Genomic DNA, 17443 nt, shown 5'->3' with positions numbered 1-17443 from the left:
GCAGCCGGCGACGGTGAGGTCGTCCCTCAGGCCATCGGTCCGGGGCCCGGTCTCGCACAGCATCAGGATCGGGCCGATGCCGCCCCGGCGCGGGGCCTGCGCCAGAAGGCTGGCCTGGTGGAGGTTGAGCGCCAGAACCTCGGCCGAGGCGGCGTCAGCCCCGGCCAGCGCCCGCGCCGCGCGGCCGATCAGGATGAAGTAGCCCGGGGGCGGCTCGCGATCGAGGGATGCCACGGTGAGCCTGGCGGGGGCGCGGCAATCGAGGCTCATCCGCTCGGCATCCTGCGCCCGGAATACCGCGACGGGGCCCGTCCGACCGGCCAGGGAGGCTCCGGTCGCGCGGATCACCGTCGCGGCGAGCGTGTCGCAGGCGTCGGCGGCGCGGGCTGGTGCGGATCCGAGACTGAACACGCCGACGAGGACAGTCAGAGCGGAGAGGCGCAGCATGGGGAAATCCGCGGCAGGACAGATCGGCTTGCACCAGATAGCGCGGGTTGCCCGAGCCGCGTAGCCGCGGCGCGACAAATGCCGACTGCGCATGGACAGGGCATCCCGGATGCCCGATCTGAGCGGGCGGCGCGGCGCCGCACGCCGCTCGCAGATCAGGCTCCGTCGCGGCCATGCTTCGAACCGTCCTCGCCTCCGCTCTCCTGGCCCTGGCGCTGCCCGGCGGCGTCTCCGCGGAGCCGCAACCGCAGCCGACCTACGGGCCGGAACTCGAGGGCTTCGCCTACCCGTTCCCGGTGGAGCGGTTCCTGTTCACCTCGCAGCGCCAGCCGCTGCAGATGGCCTATCTCGACGTCCGACCGGCGACGCCGAACGGCCGGACCGCCGTGCTGCTGCACGGCAAGAACTTCTGCGCGGCCACCTGGGAGAGCCAGATCCGCGCGCTCAGCGCCGCCGGGTACCGGGTGATCGCGCCGGACCAGATCGGCTTCTGCAAGTCGAGCAAGCCGGCGGCCTACCAGTTCACCTTCCGGCAGCTCGCCGAGAACACCCACGCCCTCCTGGCCAAGCTCGGGATCGAGCGCCCGGTCCTGGTCGGCCATTCCACGGGCGGCATGCTGGCCGCCCATTACGCCCTGCTCTACCCCAAGGCGGTGGAGCAGCTCGTGCTGGTCAACCCGATCGGCCTGGAGGATTGGGCCGCCAAGGGCGTGCCGCCGACCTCGGTGGAGCACTGGTACGAGCGCGAGCTGAAGGTGACGGCGGATTCGATCCGGGCCTATGAGACGGCGACCTACTATGCCGGCCAGTGGGAGCCCCGCTACGAGCCGTGGGTGACGATGCTGGCGGGTCTCAACGGCGGCACCGGCAAGGAGGCGGTCGCCTGGGACTCGGCGCTCCTCTACGACATGATCGTCACCGAGCCGGTGGTCTACCGGTTCCCGCAGATCGCGGTTCCGACCCTGCTGATGATCGGCCAGAAGGACAACACGGCGATCGGCAAGGACCTCGCCCCGCCGGAGGTGCGGGGCCGGCTCGGGAACTACCCGGAGCTCGGCAAGGCGGCCGCCCAGGCGATCCCGGGGGCCAGGCTCGTGGAGTTCCCGGCCCTGGGCCACGCGCCGCAGATGTCCGACCCCGAGGGATTCAACGCGGCGCTGATCAAGGGGATGTCCGCACCGTAAAAGTCCGGTCGTCCGTGTGCCGGCGCGGATGCATCTGACGGCGTGCTCGATCGGCCAATCCCGTCCTCGATCTCATCCTGGGGTGCCGAGCGATCGTTGATCGCCCGCCGCCTCAGGATGCGGGGCGTGGTTCGGATCTCCGGCGATCGCCGACGACCGGCGATGACGGTCGTCGGCGTGGACCGGTCCTAGAAGTACGACTTCAGCACGCCGCGGCGGCGGACGTCGAGGGTCGCGCAGTGGAACGAGCCGCCGAACGGGCCGTAGCTGAGGAACGGCGCCGGGATCGGGTCGAAGCCCCAATCCTTCAGAGCCTTGATCAGCGTTGGTTGGCTCTGGTCGACGACGATCTTCTTCTCGGTGATCGCCAGGACGTTGATCGAGGTCCAGGGCGAGCACATCGAGATCTTGCTCATGAAGCCCTCGACCGGGTCGGGGCGCGGGGCGATCAGCACGTCCCACTTCTTGAGCACGGCCGGCAGCTTCTCGACGTCGACGTAGTCTGGGTTCACCAGCACCTTGCCGGGGGCCAGCGGCATGAACGACGAGTCGATGTGCATCGGCTGCGGGCAGCGGCTCTCGATCTCGTGGATGCGGAAGCCCGGGCCGAGGTGGCGGCGCAGCCACTCGATGCCCATCAGGTTCGTCACGTTGGAGCGGGTGACGAACAGGTCCCGGCCGCAGCGGACGAAGTCGGCGGCGTCGAAGACCGGCTCGAACTCGTTCACCGTGAACTGCATGGGCTCGCCGGCCTTCAGGTTCGGCACCCGGTAATCGTAGTTGTAGAGGTCGTCCGTGAGCTGCGGCCGCGGGGCCGAGGTCCAGCGGGCGCCGGCGCGGAAGTATTCCTTGAACAGCGACCGGTAGGCGTCGCCCTCGAAGTAGCGCGAGCGCCAGCACATCGGGCTCTCGATGATCTCGTCGCCGATGACGAGATACGGGTCGCGCGGGCAGGCCACGCAGAAGCCCCGGGAGGACCAGCGTGGGGCCTTGAACTTCTTGGAGAAGTCCACCGCGTCCGGGCGGCGGACCTTCACGCCCTCGCCGGCGAGGATGGTGATGAAGTTGTCGAGCTCGGCCTGGGCGAGCTTCTTCATGAACTTCGGATACTTCCACCCGCTCGCCAGCCGGTAGAACGGCTGCGCGGCGCGCGGCAGGTTGAAGATCACCGTGAGGTGATGGGTCGGGATCGTGGCGCCGTCGAGGGAGCCGACGATCACCTCCTCCAGCGGATCCCACTCGTTCCAGGCCATGACCGGGGACTGGGGGGCCGGGACACCCGGTTCCATTCTGCCCGTAAGGCCGCCGGCATGCGTTTCGTCGGTCACGGCCTCGAGGGCCGTGATCGGTGATTCGCGCTCCATGACGTGTGCCCCTTCTGCGACGTGCCGCGGCCTTCTGCGTAGGCGCTCAAGCCCCGCGCCGCTTTGGCACCCGGTGTGTCAAACGGGTGATAGACACCGCTAATCCGTGCTGCAACGTGACAGAAACGTTCCCGGGCCGACGGACCTATTTCTGCCGCGACCGTGACCGATTTCCCGCATCAAGCCTTTTGCGAGCTTGAAAGACGACAATGAAGCGCCTCACGACCCTGGCCTCGATCGCCGGTCTGTGCACGGTCGTCGGCCTGTTCATGTCCTCCGGACTGGAGGATGTGTCGGCCGCCGTCGTGAGCGCCGGCTGGGGCGCCGCCCTGGTGGTGCTCGCCCGCATCGTGGCCGTCGCCTGGGCGGGGCTCGGCTGGTACGTGGTCTTTCCGCGGGCCGCGGCCAAGCTCGCCGACTGCGTGTCCCTCCGCTTCGTCCGTGAGGGCATCAACACGCTGCTGCCCGTTGCCACCGTTGGCGGCGACTTCGTCGGCGCGCGCCTCCTGTCGAAGCGCAACGTCCCCGGCGCGCTCGCGGGCGCCAGCATGTTCGTCGATCTGATGACCCAGGCGCTGACACAGCTCCTGTTCACCGTGGTCGGCCTCGCCCTGCTGGTCCTGATCTCCGGCGACGGCCCGATCGCCCACACGGTCGAGGGCGGCCTGGCCCTGGCGGTTCCGGCCCTCGGCGCCTTCTATCTGATCCAGCGGCGGGCCGGGCACCGCCTGATCCAGGGGCTGCTCAGCCGCTTCGCCTCGGGGCGCGAATGGCGCGCCTTCGGCGCGATCGACCAGCTCTACGACAGCCTGCGCCGGCTCTACGGCAACCACGGGCGTTTCGCGCTGGCTCTGGCGGTGCACCTCGCCGGCTGGGTGATCGGAACGCTGGAGGTCTACGTCTGCCTGCGCTTCATGGGCTATCCCATCGATTTCGCGCAGGCGCTGATGATCGAGAGCCTCGCCCAGGCGGTGCGCGGCGCGGCCTTCGCGGTGCCCGGTGCCCTCGGCGCGCAGGAGGGCGGCCTGATCGCCCTCTGCGGCCTGTTCGATATCCCGGCCGAGGCGGCGCTCGCCCTCTCCCTGGTCAAGCGCTTCGCCGATCTCGGCGTCGGGCTCCCGAGCCTCCTGCTCTGGCACCGGATCGAGTCCAAGCTCCGGTCCGAGGCGCCCGAGGAGGAGGAGCGCGAGCCGGTTCCGGAGGCCGGACGCAAGGCCAAGAGGATCGCGCCGCCCGCGACGCTGGGGCCGTTCTACAGCTACGCCCCGCCGCGCATGGGGTCGCGGCTCGGTGACGGCGAGGAGTTGAAGAAGTGCGCCTGACCCGCCGGCTCGCGGCCGCCCTCGTCGCCGCTCCCTTGAGCACCGTTCCCTCGATCACCGTTCCCTTGGCTCTGCCCCTGCTCGCCGCGGGTCCCGCCTGGGCTGCCGACGAGGCCGCCGTTCAGACCGTGCGCGACCTCTACGCCGCCTTCGCGGCGGCGCTGAAGGATGGCCCGAGCCCCCTGCCGGCGCGGGTCGAGGCCGTCGGGCCGGCGATCGAGAAGGCGTTTGATTTTCCCGCCATGACCCGCATCGCCGTGGGCTCGAAATGGTCGAGCTTCACCCCGGAGCAGCAGGCGGCGGTGATCGACGCCTTCAAGCGCAGCCTGACCGTCACCTACGCCAACCGGCTGGCCCGCGCCGCCGGCGGCAAGTTCGAGGTGACCCCGAAGATCGAGGAGCGCGGCGCCCAGCGCGTGGTGCCGACCCGCGTCACCGCGGCGGATGGCGACGATTCCGCCGTGGACTTCGTGGTCAACGCCGACAACCGCATCCAGGACGTGCTGCTCAACGGCGATGTCAGCGAGATCGCCGCGCAGCGCAACGCCCTGTCGGCGCCCCTGAAATCCGGGGGGGCCGACGGCGTCGTGAAGTTCCTCCGGGCGCGGGCCGACGGCATGCTCGCCGCGAAGCCGACGCCGTGAGCGTCGTCTCCGCCAGTGCCGACCTGAACCGGCCGTTCGCGGCCTTCGCCGCCTGAGGCGGCCGGACGACCGCACGGATCCGACCGGATGGATGTCTCTTCGCTGGCGCTGCTCGGCCTCTCGTGGCTTTCGCTGCTCTGCCTGATCCTGGCGGCGGCGGGCTGCGTCTACGGCTTGGCCGCCGCCGTCTGCGCCGGCCGCTACGCGGCGCGCCGCCCCCCGGTGCTTGCCGGCGGCGCGGCCCGGCCTTCCGTGACCGTCCTCAAGCCGCTCTGCGGTCTCGAGCCGAACCTCTACGCGAATCTCGAGACCGTGCTGCGCCAGGACTATGCCGGGCCGGTCCAGATCCTGTTCGGCGTCCAGAGGACCACCGATCCGGCGATCGGCGTGGTGGAGCGGCTGCAGCAGGCCTATCCCGATGCCCGCATCGACCTCGTGATCGACAGTCGCCAGCACGGCTCGAACCGGAAGGTCTCCAACCTGATCAACATGGCCGAGGCCATCGCCCACGACGTGGTGGTGTTGGCCGACAGCGACATGGTGGTCGGCCCCGACTATCTGGAGCGCCTCGTGGCGGAGCTGTCGCAGGACGGCGTCACCGGCGTCACCTGCCTGTATCACGGCGTGCCCGCTTATCGCGGCCTCTACGACCAGCTCTCGACGCTCGCGATCGACACGCAGTTCCTGCCCAACGTGGTGATGGGCCTGAGCCTCGGATTGGCGAAGCCCTGCTTCGGCTCCACGGTGGCCTTCACCCGGGCGAGCCTCGAGGCGGTGGGGGGCTTCCGCACCTTCCGCAACGATCTCGCGGACGATTACGCCATCGGCGCCGCCCTGCGCGGCCTCGGCGGCCGTGTGGCGATCCCCAGCTTCACTATCGGCCATACCAGCGTCGACACCGACCTCGCCGGCCTGTGGCGGCACGAGCTGCGCTGGAACCGCACCATCCGCACCGTCGATCCGGCCGGCTATGCCGGCTCGATCGTCACCCACGCCTTCCCCCTCGCCTTGCTGGGCGCCCTCCTGCCCGGCGCCGGCACCGGCGCGCTCTGGGTCGCCGCTGCGGCGCTGGCGAGTCGGGTCCTGCTCTGTCGGCAACTGGAGCGTGCCTTCGGCTTGGCTCCGCACCCCTACGGACTGTTGCCGATCCGCGACATCCTCTCCTTCCTGAACTTCTCCTGGGCCTTCGTGTCGGGGGCGGTGACATGGAAAGGTCACGATTATCACGTGGTTGCGGATGGCACCCTGATCCCGGACGCCGAACTCGGCCGCGATGCCGGCGCGCCCACCCGCTGATCCCGGCTTTCGCTTCCTTCCCCCTCCCCCCGGCATTGCCCTGAGGCCTTGAACCCCATGCGCACGCTCTTCCTCCAGGCCCCCACCTTCGACGGTTTCGACGGCGGTGCCGGCTCCCGCTATCAAGCCAAGCGCGAGATCAAGTCGTTCTGGTACCCGACCTGGCTGGCCCAGCCGGCCGCCCTGGTGCCGAATTCGAAGCTGATCGACGCGCCGCCGCACAACATCAAGCTTCCCGAGATCGTGGCCCAGGCCAACGATTTCGACCTCGTCGTGCTCCACACCTCGGTGCCGTCGTTCAAGTCCGACGTGAAGACGATCGAGGCGCTGAAGGCCGCCAACCCGAAGCTGATCGCCGGCCTGATCGGCGCCAAGGTCGCGGTCGACGCCGCCGGCGCCATGGCCCAGGCCCCGGTGGTCGATTTCTGCGCCCGCAACGAGTTCGACTTCACCGTCAAGGAAGTCGCCGAGGGCGTCCCGATGTCGGAGATCAAGGGCCTGTCCTATCGCGACGCCAACGGTGTCGTGGTCCATAACGAGGACCGCGAGATCATGACCGACATGGACCAGCTGCCCTTCGTCACCAGCGTCTACAAGCGCGACCTGGAGATGGAGAAGTACTTCATCGGCTACCTGAAGCACCCCTACATCTCGTTCTACTCCGGCCGGGGCTGCAAGAGCCGCTGCACCTTCTGCCTCTGGCCGCAGACGGTCGGCGGCCACACCTACCGCACCCGCTCGGTCGCCCACGTGATCGAAGAGATCAAGTACTGCCTGAAGGAGTTCCCGCAGACCAGGAGTTCTTCTTCGACGACGACACCTTCACCGACAACCTCCCGCGCGCCGAGGAGATCGCCCGCGAGCTCGGCAAGCTTGGCGTCACGTGGTCGTGCAACGCCAAGGCGAACGTGCCGCGCGAGACCCTGAAGGTGCTCAAGGAGAACGGCCTGCGCCTGCTGCTGGTCGGCTACGAGTCCGGCAACCAGACCATCCTGCACAACATCAAGAAGGGCATGCGGGTCGAGGTCGCCGAGAAGTTCACCAAGGATTGCCACGACCTGGGCATCGCCATCCACGGCACCTTCATCCTCGGCCTGCCGGGCGAGACCAAGGAGACGATCCAGGAGACGATCGCCTTCGCCAAGCGGATCAACCCGCACACGATCCAGGTCTCCCTGGCCGCGCCCTACCCGGGCACGTTCCTGTACAAGCAGGCGGTGGAGAACGGCTGGCTCGACATCGAGAACGCCGAACTCGTCGACGAGAACGGCGTGCAGGTCGCGCCGCTGCACTACCCGCACCTCTCGCACACCGAGATCTTCACCTCGGTCGAGGAGTTCTACAAGAAGTTCTACTTCCGGGCGCCGAAGATCGCCTCGATCGTGAGCGAGATGGTGCGCTCGCCCGACATGATGAAGCGCCGCCTGCGCGAGGGCGTCGAGTTCTACCGCTTCCTCAAGGAGCGTCAGGGCACCGCCAAGGCGGCGTAAGTCAGGGGTCCGGGGCCTTCGGCCCCGGCGGGGAGCGGGGCAGAGCCCCGCCCCCTACCCAGGGCTCCGCCCTGGACCCGCGAGAGGGCACGCCCTCTCGACACCCGTTACGAGGTTTGCGTGAAGCGTCTGGTCGTCACCGCGGACGATTTCGGGCTGAGCCCCGAGGTCAACGAGGCCGTCGAGCAGGCCCATCGCGACGGGATCCTCACGGCGGCGAGCCTGATGGTCTCGGCGCCGGCCGCCGCCGACGCGGTGGCGCGGGCCCGGCGGATGCCGTCCCTGCGGGTCGGGCTGCACCTCGTCCTCGTCGAGGCGTGGCCCACCCTCCCCCCCGCGGACCTGCCCGACCTGACCGACGCGGCCGGTCTGATGCGCGCCGACATGGGGCGCCTCGGCCTCGACTTCGCCCGCAAGCCCGCCGCCCGGCGGCAGCTCGCGGCTGAGATCCGCGCCCAGTTCGAGGCCTACCGGGCGACCGGCCTGCCGCTCGACCATGTCAACGCCCACAAGCATTTCCACGTCCATCCGCTGATCGCGGGCGCGGTGCTGCGCATCGGCCGCGACTTCGGCATGCGCGCCCTGCGGGTGCCCCGGGAGCCGCGGGAGATCCTGCGCCGCGCCGAGCCCGGAGCGCGGCCGCGGGCCGCCCTCGACATCGCCCCCTGGGCGGCGCTGCTCGCCGTGCGCGCCCGTCAGGCCGGGCTGCTGATCCCCGACCGCACCCTCGGCCTGGCCTGGTCCGGCGCCATGACACCGGTGCGCGTCGCGGCGCTGCTGACCCAGCTCCCCGACGGCCTGACCGAACTCTACACCCATCCGGCCACCGGCGGCGGCTTCCCGGGCGAGGCGCCGGGCTACCGCTATGCCGACGAGCGCGATGCGCTGACCGCCCCCGCCTCCCGCGCGGCAGCCGAAGCCTCGGGCGCGATCCGCGGCGGCTTCTCCGACTTCCTCACTTGACCAGCGCCGATATCTGACTTTAGTCAGATAAAATGACGCCCGCCGAGATCGCCCGTGTCCGCCGGTTCGCCCGTGCCGTCACCGCCGAGGTCGGGGCGCTCGATTCCTCATTCCTCGGCCGGGGCCGTCCCCTGGGGGCCGCGCGCGTCCTGAACGCGATCGGGGCCGGGCGCACGGAGGTCGGCGCGATCCGCACCTATCTCGGCCTCGATTCCGGCCTGATGAGCCGTCTCCTGCGGGGCCTGGAGGAGGAGGGACTGGTCGCGACGGCGCCGCATCCCGCGGATGCCCGTCGCCGGATCGCGTCGCTGACCGAGGCCGGGCGGAGCGAGTTCGCGGCCTACGAGGCGCTGTCGGATGCCCGCGCCGTCGCCCTGCTGGAGCGCGCGCCGCAGGTGGACGCGCTCCTGCACGCCATGGACCGGGTCGCCCTCGTTCTCAGCCACGACGCCATCGCCATCACGGAGACTGATCCGACCGGCGCAGCGTCCCGCGCCTGCCTCGACGCCTACTACGCCGAGCTGGCCAGCCGATTCGCCGGCGGGTTCGACGTCGCCCGGTCGTGCGACCCCGAGGCCGCCGCCATGGTGCGCCCACGCGGCGTGTTCCTGCTCGCGAGCGGCGACGGGCTGCCGGTCGGATGCGTCGGGCTCAAGGGGAACGGCGGCGCGGTCGCGGAGATCAAGCGGCTCTGGATCGATCCCGCGGCCCGCGGGCTGGGCCTTGCCAAGCGGCTGATGCAGGCGGCCGAGGTGGCCGCCCGCGACCTCGGGATCCGGACGCTGCGGCTCGACACCAACAGTGCCCTCCCCGAGGCCCTGACGCTCTACCGGCGATCGGGCTGGGTGGAGATCGACCGGTTCAACGACGACCCCTACCCGGACCATTTCTTCGAGAAGGCCCTCTGAGGCCTTCCGTAGCGCCGGCCGCGACCGGCCGGCGCGACTCGGCCCGTCCTATTTGGCCGGCACCGGATCCTGGTGCGGGGCGGTCTTGCGCAGGGCCGCGCCGGCCGCCTTCTCGGCTTCCGGACGGTCATCGTCGGGCTGCGCCGGCGGCTCACCGAGGGTCGCCGGCACCACGAAGAACGCCGCCACCAGGGTGAAGAACAGCGACAGCGCCAGCAGCTTGCCCATGCTCGCCGTGCCCGGATGGCTCGACAGGACCAGCGATCCGAAGGCGCTGCCGGTGGTCAGCGCGGAGAAGAAGATCGCCCGGGTCAGGCTGGAGGCGAGCATGTCGGTCACGCCCGCCCGCCACGCGATCACGTAGTAGATGTGGAACGCTACGCCGACCGCGAGCATCAGCGGCAGGGCGATGATGTTGGCGAAGTTCAGCGGCATGCCGACGATGCGCATCGCCATGAGCGTCCAGAGGGTCGCGATCACCAGCGGGCCGAGGGTCATCGCCACGTCCCAGGGTTTCCGCAGGGCGACCGACAGGATGACGAAGATCAGCACGAAGGCCGTCACCGCCGCCTGCACGAAGGCGCCCAGGATCGTGTAGCTCGACTGCGTCGTGGCCACGGGCGCACCGGTGGCGTGCGGGGCGACCTTCAGGACCTCGTCCGAGAAGCGGCGCAGGACCGTGTCGTCGTTCGAATCACCCTTGGGGTGGACCTCGATGCGCGCACGCCCGTCCGCCGCCACCCAGTCGGCCTTGAGCTGCGGCGGCAGGTTCTCCAGCGTGATCTTCTCGGGATGCAGCAGGTCGCGCAGGCGCGCCAGCAGCGGCACGAGGTCCTTGGTCAGCGCCACCGAAGCCGCCTCGCGGATCTGCACCGGGCCGGCGGCGAGCTTGTCGAGGGTGCCGGCGAGGCGCTTGGCCTCCTGGGCGCCCTTCGCGTCGCCCTTGGCGTCGGTCGAGAGGCCGTTGAGCGCCGCGGCGGCGTCCTTGAGCGCCTTGACGTTGTCGGCGTCGGTCGGCGGCGGCGGCCGGCGGCCGGGATTGAGCACCGGGTCGAGGAGCTGGGCCGTATCGGCGACCTGGGCCAGCTTCTTGTCCTGGTCGCGCGGGACGAACGTGTCGATGCTGTTGACCGAGGCGGTGACCGGAAGGGCCAGAAGCGTCTTCGACAGCGCCGGGACTGCATCGACGCTCGGCGCCAGCACGTCGATGAAGTTCGGGCTGGTCTCGGGATTCTTGATCAGGTCCAGATAGGTCGCGATGGACTGCGTCTTGGGGCTGCGCAGGTGCATCGGGTTCGAGTCGAACGGCAGGTGCCAGAGCAGCGGCGCTCCGGCCAGGGTCACGAGGCCGACGCCGATCAGGATCGGCTTGCGGTGCTGGATGATCCACGGATCGACGCCGACGAGCCAGTTGGTCTGCACCGCCGCCTTCTCGCCCACGGGCTTGAACACCGCGATCAGCGCGGGCAGCAGCGTCAGGGAGAACAGGAAGGCCACCACCATGCCGACGCCGGCGATCAGGCCAAGCTCCGACACGCCCCGGAAGGCCGTGGGCAGGAAGGCGAAGAAGCCCGCGACCAGCGACACCGCGGCGAGCGTCAGAGACCAGCCGACCCCGCGGGCGGCGGCGCGGATCGCGCTCTCCAGGGTCGGCTGCTCGTAGCGGTCCGCCCGGTAGCGCACCGAGAACTGGATGCCGAAATCGATGCCGAGCCCGACGAACAGGGCCGCGAAGGCCACCGAGATCGGGTTCAGCTCCTTGACCATGACGAGGCCCAGGGCGGCCGTGACCACGAGACCCGCGAAGGTGGTGATGATCACCGCGCCGACGAGCTTGCCCGAGCGCAGGGCCAGCCACAGGAACAGCACGATCGCGCCGACGATGATGCTGTTGTTGAGGCCCGCATCCTCCGACAGCGTCGCGAACTCCTCGTCCGCCACCGCCACCGTGCCGGTCAGGCGCATGCGCAGGCCGTTCTGCCCGTCGATCCCCAGATCCTTCGCGACGTTGCGGATCAGCTTGGTCGCCTGGTAGCCGGGCTCCAGGGCGTTGAAGTCGAGGACCGGCTGGATCACCACGAACTTCATCTTGTCGGTGACGCTGGTCTGGCCCCCCGACAGCAGCTCCTGCCACGACATCCGCGCCGGCTTGCCGGCCAGCACCTTCTGCAGCGTGTCGTCGATCTGCCCCATGGGCTTCTCGAGATCCTCGAGCTTGGCGTCGCCGGTCTTCACGCCGCGGGCGCCCAGCGTCAGCACCCGCATCACGCCCCGCAGGGACGGATCGGCGGCGAGCGGCCCGAGCAGGCCCTGCTGCTGGGTCAGCGCTTCGAGGGTCTTGTCGAGGTCCGCCTGCGACATCAGCAGCAGGCCGTTCTTGTTGAAGAACGGGCCGCCATCGGGCCGGTAGACCGTCTCGATCAGGTTCTTGTGGGCGGTCAGCGCCTTGGCGAGGTTGGCGGCCGCCTCCTCGGTCTCCTCGGGCGTCTCGCCGTTGATCACCGCGACGATCGTGTTGCTGCGCTGCGGGAACGCCTTCTCGAAATTGATCTCGTCCTGCCGCCACGGCTCCTTCGGGTCGATCAGCCGCTCGACATCCGTGTTGATTCGGAACAGGTGCGCCGCGACCCCGAGGCTCGCGACCGTGACGAACGCCGTGAAGGCGATCACGATCCACCGATACCGCACCGAGAACGCGACGAGACTTTCGATCACGAGCACCCTGCCTGTTCGCATCGGACGCGCCCCATGCGCGACCGGCTCCTGTCATTCGTCCGGTCCAGACCCCGCCCACCGACACGGACGGGCCCCGGGCTCCGCCGGCCGATCGCGCCGCGATCCGGTCGGGTGCGCATCGGGTTCGAGGAACGCCGCACTGCCCGTTCTGGCCACGCCTTGCGCGTCCAGGACCCGACTCCGCCCGATGATGCGGTCCGCGGTCGGGTCACCCGCCGCGGGCCGGGACTTGCATCGCGGCCACGAGGCTCAGTAAAGAGGGCGATGCCAGATTGCAACGCGGCCGCTGTGGCGCGCATCCCGCGCCTGTCCGTGTGCGCTAGCGCACGGCGATCCTGGCGCGGCCACCAGAATCTTGGGATTCCGGTCGTATTGCCGACGCAATGCACGTGCTGTCCTCAACGATCGGACGTCTCCGCCCACGGATCCCGCGGGAGCGGTGCGTGTGGCGCCGTTGCGTCAGGAGCAGGATAAGATGTCATGACCTCGCCGAAACGGGGTCGTTTCAGATTAGTTCCAAGCTAGATCGCTGGAATTCGAGATTTTTTCGCGTTAAGCACCCCAATGCCCCGGGGTCGACGAAGTAAGGAGCCGCAATCTTGGGTATCCCCCTCCGGTACGTCGCGAAGATCGGCGGCTACATCCTGAAGCAGCACATCACGGGCCGCAAGCGCTACCCGCTTGTGATGATGATGGAACCGCTGTTCCGCTGTAACCTGGCCTGCGCCGGCTGCGGCAAGATCGACTATCCGGACGAGATCCTGAACAAGCGCCTGCCGGTCGCCGACGCCCTCGAATCGGTGCGCGAGTGTGGCGCTCCGGTGGTGGTGATCGCCGGCGGCGAGCCGCTCCTGCACAAGGATCTGCCGCAGATCGTCGAGGGCATCATCGCCCAGAAGAAGTTCGCGATCGTCTGCACGAACGCGCTGCTCCTCGAGAAGAAGATCAAGGAGTACAAGCCGAGCCCGTACTTCACGTGGTCGATCCATCTGGACGGCGACAAGGAGATGCACGACCAGTCGGTGTGCCAGCGCGGCGTCTACGACAAGGCCGTGGCGGCGATCGCGAAGGCCAAGGAGATGGGCTTCCGCGTCACCATCAACTGCACCTTCTTCAACAATTCCCAGCCGGAGAAGATCGCCGACTTCTTCGACAGCGTGACCCGGATGGGTATCGACGGCATCACCGTCTCCCCCGGCTACGCCTACGAGCGCGCCCCCGACCAGAAGCACTTCCTGAACCGCAAGGCGACGAAGGACCTGTTCCGCGGCGTGTTCCGGCACGGCAAGGAGAAGGGCCGCGAGAAGTGGACCTTCCAGCAGTCGGGCCTGTTCCTCGACTTCCTGGCCGGCAACCAGACCTACCATTGCACCCCGTGGGGCAACCCGACCCGCACCGTGTTCGGCTGGCAGAAGCCCTGCTACCTGCTCGGCGAGGGCTACGCGGCGACCTTCAAGGAGCTGATGGAGACCACCGACTGGGATTCCTACGGCACCGGCAACTACGAGAAGTGCGCCGACTGCATGGTCCACTCGGGCTACGAGGCCTCCTCGGTGGTCGATTCGGTCCGCAAGCCCTGGAAGCCGCTGGTGCACGCGATCCGCGGCATCAAGACCGACGGCGCGATGGCCCCCGAGGTCAGCCTGGAGAACCAGCGCCCGGCCGAGTTCGTGTTCTCGCGCAACGTCGCGCAGAAGCTGTCCGAGATCAAAGCGGCCGGCGTCGACACGAAGCAGGAAGCCCGCAAGCGCACCGCCGCCTGACCGGCCCGAACGATTGACGACACGAGACCCGCGGCCGCGAGGCCGCGGGTCTTTTGGTTTCCGCATCTCCGTGTCGCGTCAGCCGAGCCGCGGCACGTGCGAAGCGCAGGTGCGCGGCAGGGTCCCGTCGAGCCGCGGATCGGGCGCGACCTCGACATGGACCGCGAAGGGGACGAAGCCCGAGCGCCGGTAGAAGGCGAGCGCGCCGGGATGGTCCAGGGTGCAGGTATGCACCCAGAACCGCGTGATCGGACGCGCCCAGGCCCGGCCGATCGCCGCGTTCATCAGCGTGCGGCCGATCCCGGTTCCGACCGCGTCCCCGGTCAGTCCGAGAAAGACCAGCTCGCAGGTGCCGGGCCTGCGGAAATCGAGTTCCAGCATGCCGACGTTCCGCCCGTCCCGCCGGAGCGCGAAGATCTCGACGTCCCCGTCGGCCAGGATCGCCGCCAGCGCCCCGTCCGCCAGTGTGAGCCGCGAGAACCAGAGCCAGTCGGCGCCGACCTCCCGGAACAGGGTCCGGTAGGTCTCCGGGTCGGTGCGCGCCAGGGGCTCGAGGGCGAGCCCCGGCGGGAACGGCCGTCCGGGACGCGGGGGCGGCGGGCGGATCATCTCCAGGCTGGTGACGATGGTGGCGAGATGGCCCGGCGGCACCGCCGCGTAGCCCGGGGTGAGGGTCGGGATCCCCGTATCCGGCAGCATGAATCTCCTCCGCTGTCGCGTCGGCGCGGCTCGGTCACGCGGCCCGCGGGCGGCGCCGCGCGACGAGCCACGGCAGCACGCAGAGCGCTGAGACCGCGATGGACACGGCGTAGGCCGCGACCGGGTCGATTCGCCCGAGCAGCAGGTGCACGCAGACATAGAAGGCGAGCACGCCGAACGCGCCCTGGGCGCTGCCGCGCACCACGTCGAGGGCGGCGCCGACACCGTCCTGAACCCGGGCGAAGACGATCAGCGGCCAGGAGATGATCGGGATCGGCGCCAGGACGCCGCTCAGGCCGGAGCCGAGATGTGGCGCCAGCGTCGAGACCAGCAGGACCAGGGCCGTGGCGGCGGCGAGCCGGGCCGGCATGTCCCAGCGCGGCGGGCGCGACCGGCGGACCGGCGCCTCGGTCCCCACGCGCGGCCGGCACAGGGCGACCACCAGCGCCATCGCCGGCAGGTCGATCGCCGTGGCGAGCCACAGGCCGGGCTGGAGGAGTCCGTGCAGCAGGGCGCCGCCGAGGACGAAGGCCGCCAGAGCGAAGAGGATGGCGGCGAGGATCCCCATCCGTGGCGCGGAGACGGCGTAGGCGAGATAGCTGGCCGTGACCGCGCCCAGCCCCTCCACCGAGCCGATCGCGGCGTCGGCGGCGAAACGCTCGCCCTGCTCGGCGGCGAGGTAGATCGAGATCGGCGCCGAGGTGAGCGGTAGCCCCGAGAGCAGGCCGCCGACGAGGCTGCCCCATCGCCGCGCCGCCGCCGAGACGGCCCACATCAGCGTCGGCGTGACGATGATCTTGGCGGCGATCAGGCTCATGGCGATCCGAACGGCCCGCGGCGTCAGGCCGCCTGGGGCGGCCCGTCATCCTCCGGGTCGGCCGGCGAGTTGAGGATGTCGTCCAGCTCGTCGACCAGCCGGTCGATCTGGTCCTCGGTGGCGAGCACCTTCAGAACCTCCCCGGATTCCGTCTCCACGGCCAATTCGATATGCGGCCCCACCCGGGCCGTCAGGATCCGGGCCAGGATCTTGATTGCACTCATGCGACTGCCTCCTCCGCGGCGATGAGGCCGACCGCCACCGCCGGTCCACAGGTCGAGATCCCGTCGCGCGCGCCGGCGATCCGGTCCGCCAGCAGCGCCACCAGCGGCGTCGCCGGCCGGCCGAGCCGCTCCGCGAGGCGGGCGCCCACGAAGGCGCCGGCGCCGCATAGGACGAGGGGCGCGTCCGCGCCGAGATCGGGCCGGCTGAGGAGGTCCGCCGCCGCGTCGTGGAGCAGGCGCAGCTGCGCCTCGGCGAAGTGGGCGGCGAGCGCCGTCCAGGCCGAGGCGGGCGCCTCCGCCCGGTCGCGCCCGACGATCCGGGCGAGCCGGGTCTCGCTCTCGGCGACCGTCTTGCCCTTGCGGTCGCCGCTCGGCTGCTGGTCGGCGCCTTCGGGGAGCAGGCCGAGGATGCGGTAGACGTCCGCCATGTGGGCGAAGGTCTCGGTCATCAGCCGGGTCCGGCGGCCCGCGAAGGGGGCGTGGCCGGACAGCGCGATCACCGGCGTGCGCACCGCGCCGGTATAGACGAGCTCGCCGGTCTCCAGCCGCTCGGCATCGCTGTAGCCGGTCGCGGCCGGCCGCCCGCCCACGATGGGAATCAGGTCGGCGGTGGTCGAGCCGATATCGATCAGGAGCGCGTCCGGGACGACCCGGCCGGCGAGGGCCGCGGTGGCGTGCCAGTTGGCCGAGGCCACGTCCGCCGACAGGGAGGCGGCCGCCTCCGGGGCGACGAAGCCGGAGCGGCCGGCATAGATCCGCACGGTTCCGGCAAGGTGAGATTCAGCCCATCCGGACAGGGCCGCGACGCCGTCGCGCCGGTCGGCGAAGCAATCGGTCAGTTCGCCCGTCATGGTCACGGCGTGCAGGGCCGCGCCGCGGGCCCAGTCGGGGGCGGCCTCCAGCGCCCGGTCGAGGGCCGGTAGGCCCTGCCAGAGCGGGCACGGCACCTGGGCGGCGGCCACGACGCGGCCGTCCTCCACCAGGGCGACCTTGACGTGGACCCCGCCGAGGTCCCACCCGATCGTCATTGGGTTTGATGAGCGCATGGGACCGCGATGAGCGCCTCGATGGACCACAGGATCGGGCGCCCCGGCTTCGCGGTGATCCCGGTGCTCGATCTCCGGGGCGGCCGCGTGGTGCGGGCGCGCCGGGGTGAGCGCTCCTCCTATGCCCCGATCGAGACGCCCTTGGCAAAGGGCTCGGCGCCGGACGCGGTGGCCCGCGGGCTGGTCGATGCGTGGCCCGCCGGGATCCTCTACGTCGCCGACCTCGACGCGATCATCGATCGCGCCGCGCCCGACCTCCGCGCCTTGGAGGCGATTGCCCGTGCCTGCCCGGGAATCGCCCTGTGGGTCGATGCCGGCTTCGCCGAGCCTGCGGGCGTCGCGGCGTTCCTGGTCGCCGGCCTCGGGCGTCCGGTGATCGGCAGCGAGAGCCAGGCGGATGCCGGCCTCGTGACGCCGTCCTTGTCCTTGGCCGCGGAGCCGTTGAGCGTCTCCCGCAGCTTCATCAGCGCGTCGAGCTCGCAATCCACCGTCAGGTAGAAGTGCGGGGCGACCTGCATCGCCTCGGTGAGGCGCTTGGCG

General features: G+C 70.2%; 14 protein-coding genes and 3 pseudogenes. 9 read left to right on the top strand and 8 right to left on the bottom strand.

The features are described from left to right. Positions 1–447 (bottom strand): hypothetical protein (locus I53_RS11315; protein ID WP_043350582.1); only part of this gene is annotated, 447 nt, incomplete at its 3' end. A 173-nt stretch (positions 448–620) separates the two neighbouring features. Here I53_RS11315 and I53_RS11310 point away from each other — a divergent pair. Next, complete coding sequence (locus I53_RS11310; RefSeq protein WP_043350580.1) at positions 621–1631, top strand: alpha/beta fold hydrolase; 1011 nt, start codon at positions 621–623, stop codon at positions 1629–1631. A 188-nt stretch (positions 1632–1819) separates the two neighbouring features. On the opposite strand, the gene I53_RS11305 is transcribed toward I53_RS11310, so the two are convergent. Further along, complete coding sequence (locus I53_RS11305; RefSeq protein WP_043350578.1) at positions 1820–2995, bottom strand: amidinotransferase; 1176 nt, start codon at positions 2993–2995, stop codon at positions 1820–1822. A 209-nt stretch (positions 2996–3204) separates the two neighbouring features. Between I53_RS11305 and I53_RS11300 the strand changes: the two genes are divergently transcribed. The 6 genes and pseudogenes from I53_RS11300 to I53_RS11275 all read left to right on the top strand — a co-directional run bounded on the left by I53_RS11300 (position 3205) and on the right by I53_RS11275 (position 9618). Then, complete coding sequence (locus tag I53_RS11300; protein ID WP_043350577.1) at positions 3205–4317, top strand: flippase-like domain-containing protein; 1113 nt, start codon at positions 3205–3207, stop codon at positions 4315–4317. Continuing rightward, positions 4308–4961, top strand: coding sequence for a phospholipid-binding protein MlaC (locus I53_RS11295; protein ID WP_043350575.1), 654 nt, complete (start codon positions 4308–4310; stop codon positions 4959–4961). The genes I53_RS11300 and I53_RS11295 overlap by 10 nt, the downstream gene beginning before the upstream one ends. An 87-nt stretch (positions 4962–5048) precedes the next feature. Further along, a complete protein-coding gene (hpnI, locus tag I53_RS11290; RefSeq protein WP_043350573.1) occupies positions 5049–6257 on the top strand; it encodes a bacteriohopanetetrol glucosamine biosynthesis glycosyltransferase HpnI in 1209 nt (402 codons plus the stop codon). Positions 6258–6314: 57 nt separating this feature from the next. Beyond that, positions 6315–7747 (top strand): annotated as a pseudogene (hpnJ, locus tag I53_RS11285) (hopanoid biosynthesis associated radical SAM protein HpnJ). A gap of 120 nt (positions 7748–7867) precedes the next feature. Then, a complete protein-coding gene (hpnK, locus tag I53_RS11280) occupies positions 7868–8710 on the top strand; it encodes a hopanoid biosynthesis-associated protein HpnK (protein ID WP_043350571.1) in 843 nt (280 codons plus the stop codon). 32 nt (positions 8711–8742) lie between these two features. Beyond that, on the top strand, positions 8743–9618 hold the full coding sequence (locus tag I53_RS11275) for a bifunctional helix-turn-helix transcriptional regulator/GNAT family N-acetyltransferase (protein WP_043350569.1): 876 nt from the start codon (positions 8743–8745) through the stop codon (positions 9616–9618). Positions 9619–9666: 48 nt separating this feature from the next. Here I53_RS11275 and I53_RS11270 read toward each other — a convergent pair whose 3' ends face one another. Further along, positions 9667–12333 (bottom strand): MMPL family transporter, encoded by a 2667-nt coding sequence (locus tag I53_RS11270; protein WP_043350587.1) that lies wholly within the window; start codon positions 12331–12333, stop codon positions 9667–9669. Positions 12334–12953: 620 nt separating this feature from the next. Here I53_RS11270 and hpnH point away from each other — a divergent pair. After that, on the top strand, positions 12954–14117 hold the full coding sequence (gene hpnH, locus I53_RS11265) for an adenosyl-hopene transferase HpnH (RefSeq protein ID WP_043350566.1): 1164 nt from the start codon (positions 12954–12956) through the stop codon (positions 14115–14117). Positions 14118–14195: 78 nt separating this feature from the next. Here hpnH and I53_RS11260 read toward each other — a convergent pair whose 3' ends face one another. Genes I53_RS11260 through I53_RS11245 form a run of 4 tightly spaced genes read right to left on the bottom strand, consistent with a single transcriptional unit; the run spans position 14196 to position 16903 of the window. Then, complete coding sequence (locus I53_RS11260) at positions 14196–14816, bottom strand: GNAT family N-acetyltransferase (RefSeq protein ID WP_043350562.1); 621 nt, start codon at positions 14814–14816, stop codon at positions 14196–14198. 34 nt (positions 14817–14850) lie between these two features. Next, on the bottom strand, positions 14851–15633 hold the full coding sequence (locus I53_RS11255; RefSeq protein ID WP_043350560.1) for a hypothetical protein: 783 nt from the start codon (positions 15631–15633) through the stop codon (positions 14851–14853). A gap of 23 nt (positions 15634–15656) precedes the next feature. After that, positions 15657–15857 carry a hypothetical protein gene (locus tag I53_RS11250; RefSeq protein ID WP_043350558.1) on the bottom strand — a complete coding sequence of 67 codons (201 nt, stop codon included), beginning with the start codon at positions 15855–15857 and terminating at the stop codon, positions 15657–15659. Continuing rightward, positions 15854–16903, bottom strand: coding sequence for a hydantoinase/oxoprolinase family protein (locus tag I53_RS11245; protein ID WP_043350556.1), 1050 nt, complete (start codon positions 16901–16903; stop codon positions 15854–15856). The genes I53_RS11250 and I53_RS11245 overlap by 4 nt, the downstream gene beginning before the upstream one ends. A gap of 9 nt (positions 16904–16912) precedes the next feature. Between I53_RS11245 and I53_RS11240 the strand changes: the two are divergent. Then, a pseudogene (locus I53_RS11240) lies at positions 16913–17314 on the top strand (HisA/HisF-related TIM barrel protein); the annotation flags it as partial. A gap of 2 nt (positions 17315–17316) precedes the next feature. Here I53_RS11240 and I53_RS33160 read toward each other — a convergent pair. After that, a pseudogene (locus I53_RS33160) lies at positions 17317–17443 on the bottom strand (2-oxo acid dehydrogenase subunit E2); the annotation flags it as partial.

Source organism: Methylobacterium sp. B1, assembly GCF_000333255.1.
GTDB lineage: Bacteria > Pseudomonadota > Alphaproteobacteria > Rhizobiales > Beijerinckiaceae > Methylobacterium > Methylobacterium fujisawaense.
The sequence above is the reverse complement of the archived record's forward strand: the minus strand, read 5'-3'. Positions and strand labels throughout refer to the sequence as shown.

What these genes read in the sequence shown, in the direction of transcription:
- I53_RS11310 (WP_043350580.1), top strand. Translation starts at nt 621, where the DNA reads ATGCTTCGAACCGTCCTCGCCTCCGCTCTCCTGGCCCTGGCGCTGCCC.
- I53_RS11305 (WP_043350578.1), bottom strand. Translation starts at nt 2,995, where the DNA reads ATGGAGCGCGAATCACCGATCACGGCCCTCGAGGCCGTGACCGACGAA.
- I53_RS11300 (WP_043350577.1), top strand. Translation starts at nt 3,205, where the DNA reads ATGAAGCGCCTCACGACCCTGGCCTCGATCGCCGGTCTGTGCACGGTC.
- hpnI (WP_043350573.1), top strand. Translation starts at nt 5,049, where the DNA reads ATGGATGTCTCTTCGCTGGCGCTGCTCGGCCTCTCGTGGCTTTCGCTG.
- I53_RS11275 (WP_043350569.1), top strand. Translation starts at nt 8,743, where the DNA reads ATGACGCCCGCCGAGATCGCCCGTGTCCGCCGGTTCGCCCGTGCCGTC.
- I53_RS11260 (WP_043350562.1), bottom strand. Translation starts at nt 14,816, where the DNA reads ATGCTGCCGGATACGGGGATCCCGACCCTCACCCCGGGCTACGCGGCG.
- I53_RS11255 (WP_043350560.1), bottom strand. Translation starts at nt 15,633, where the DNA reads ATGAGCCTGATCGCCGCCAAGATCATCGTCACGCCGACGCTGATGTGG.
- I53_RS11250 (WP_043350558.1), bottom strand. Translation starts at nt 15,857, where the DNA reads ATGAGTGCAATCAAGATCCTGGCCCGGATCCTGACGGCCCGGGTGGGG.
- I53_RS11245 (WP_043350556.1), bottom strand. Translation starts at nt 16,903, where the DNA reads ATGCGCTCATCAAACCCAATGACGATCGGGTGGGACCTCGGCGGGGTC.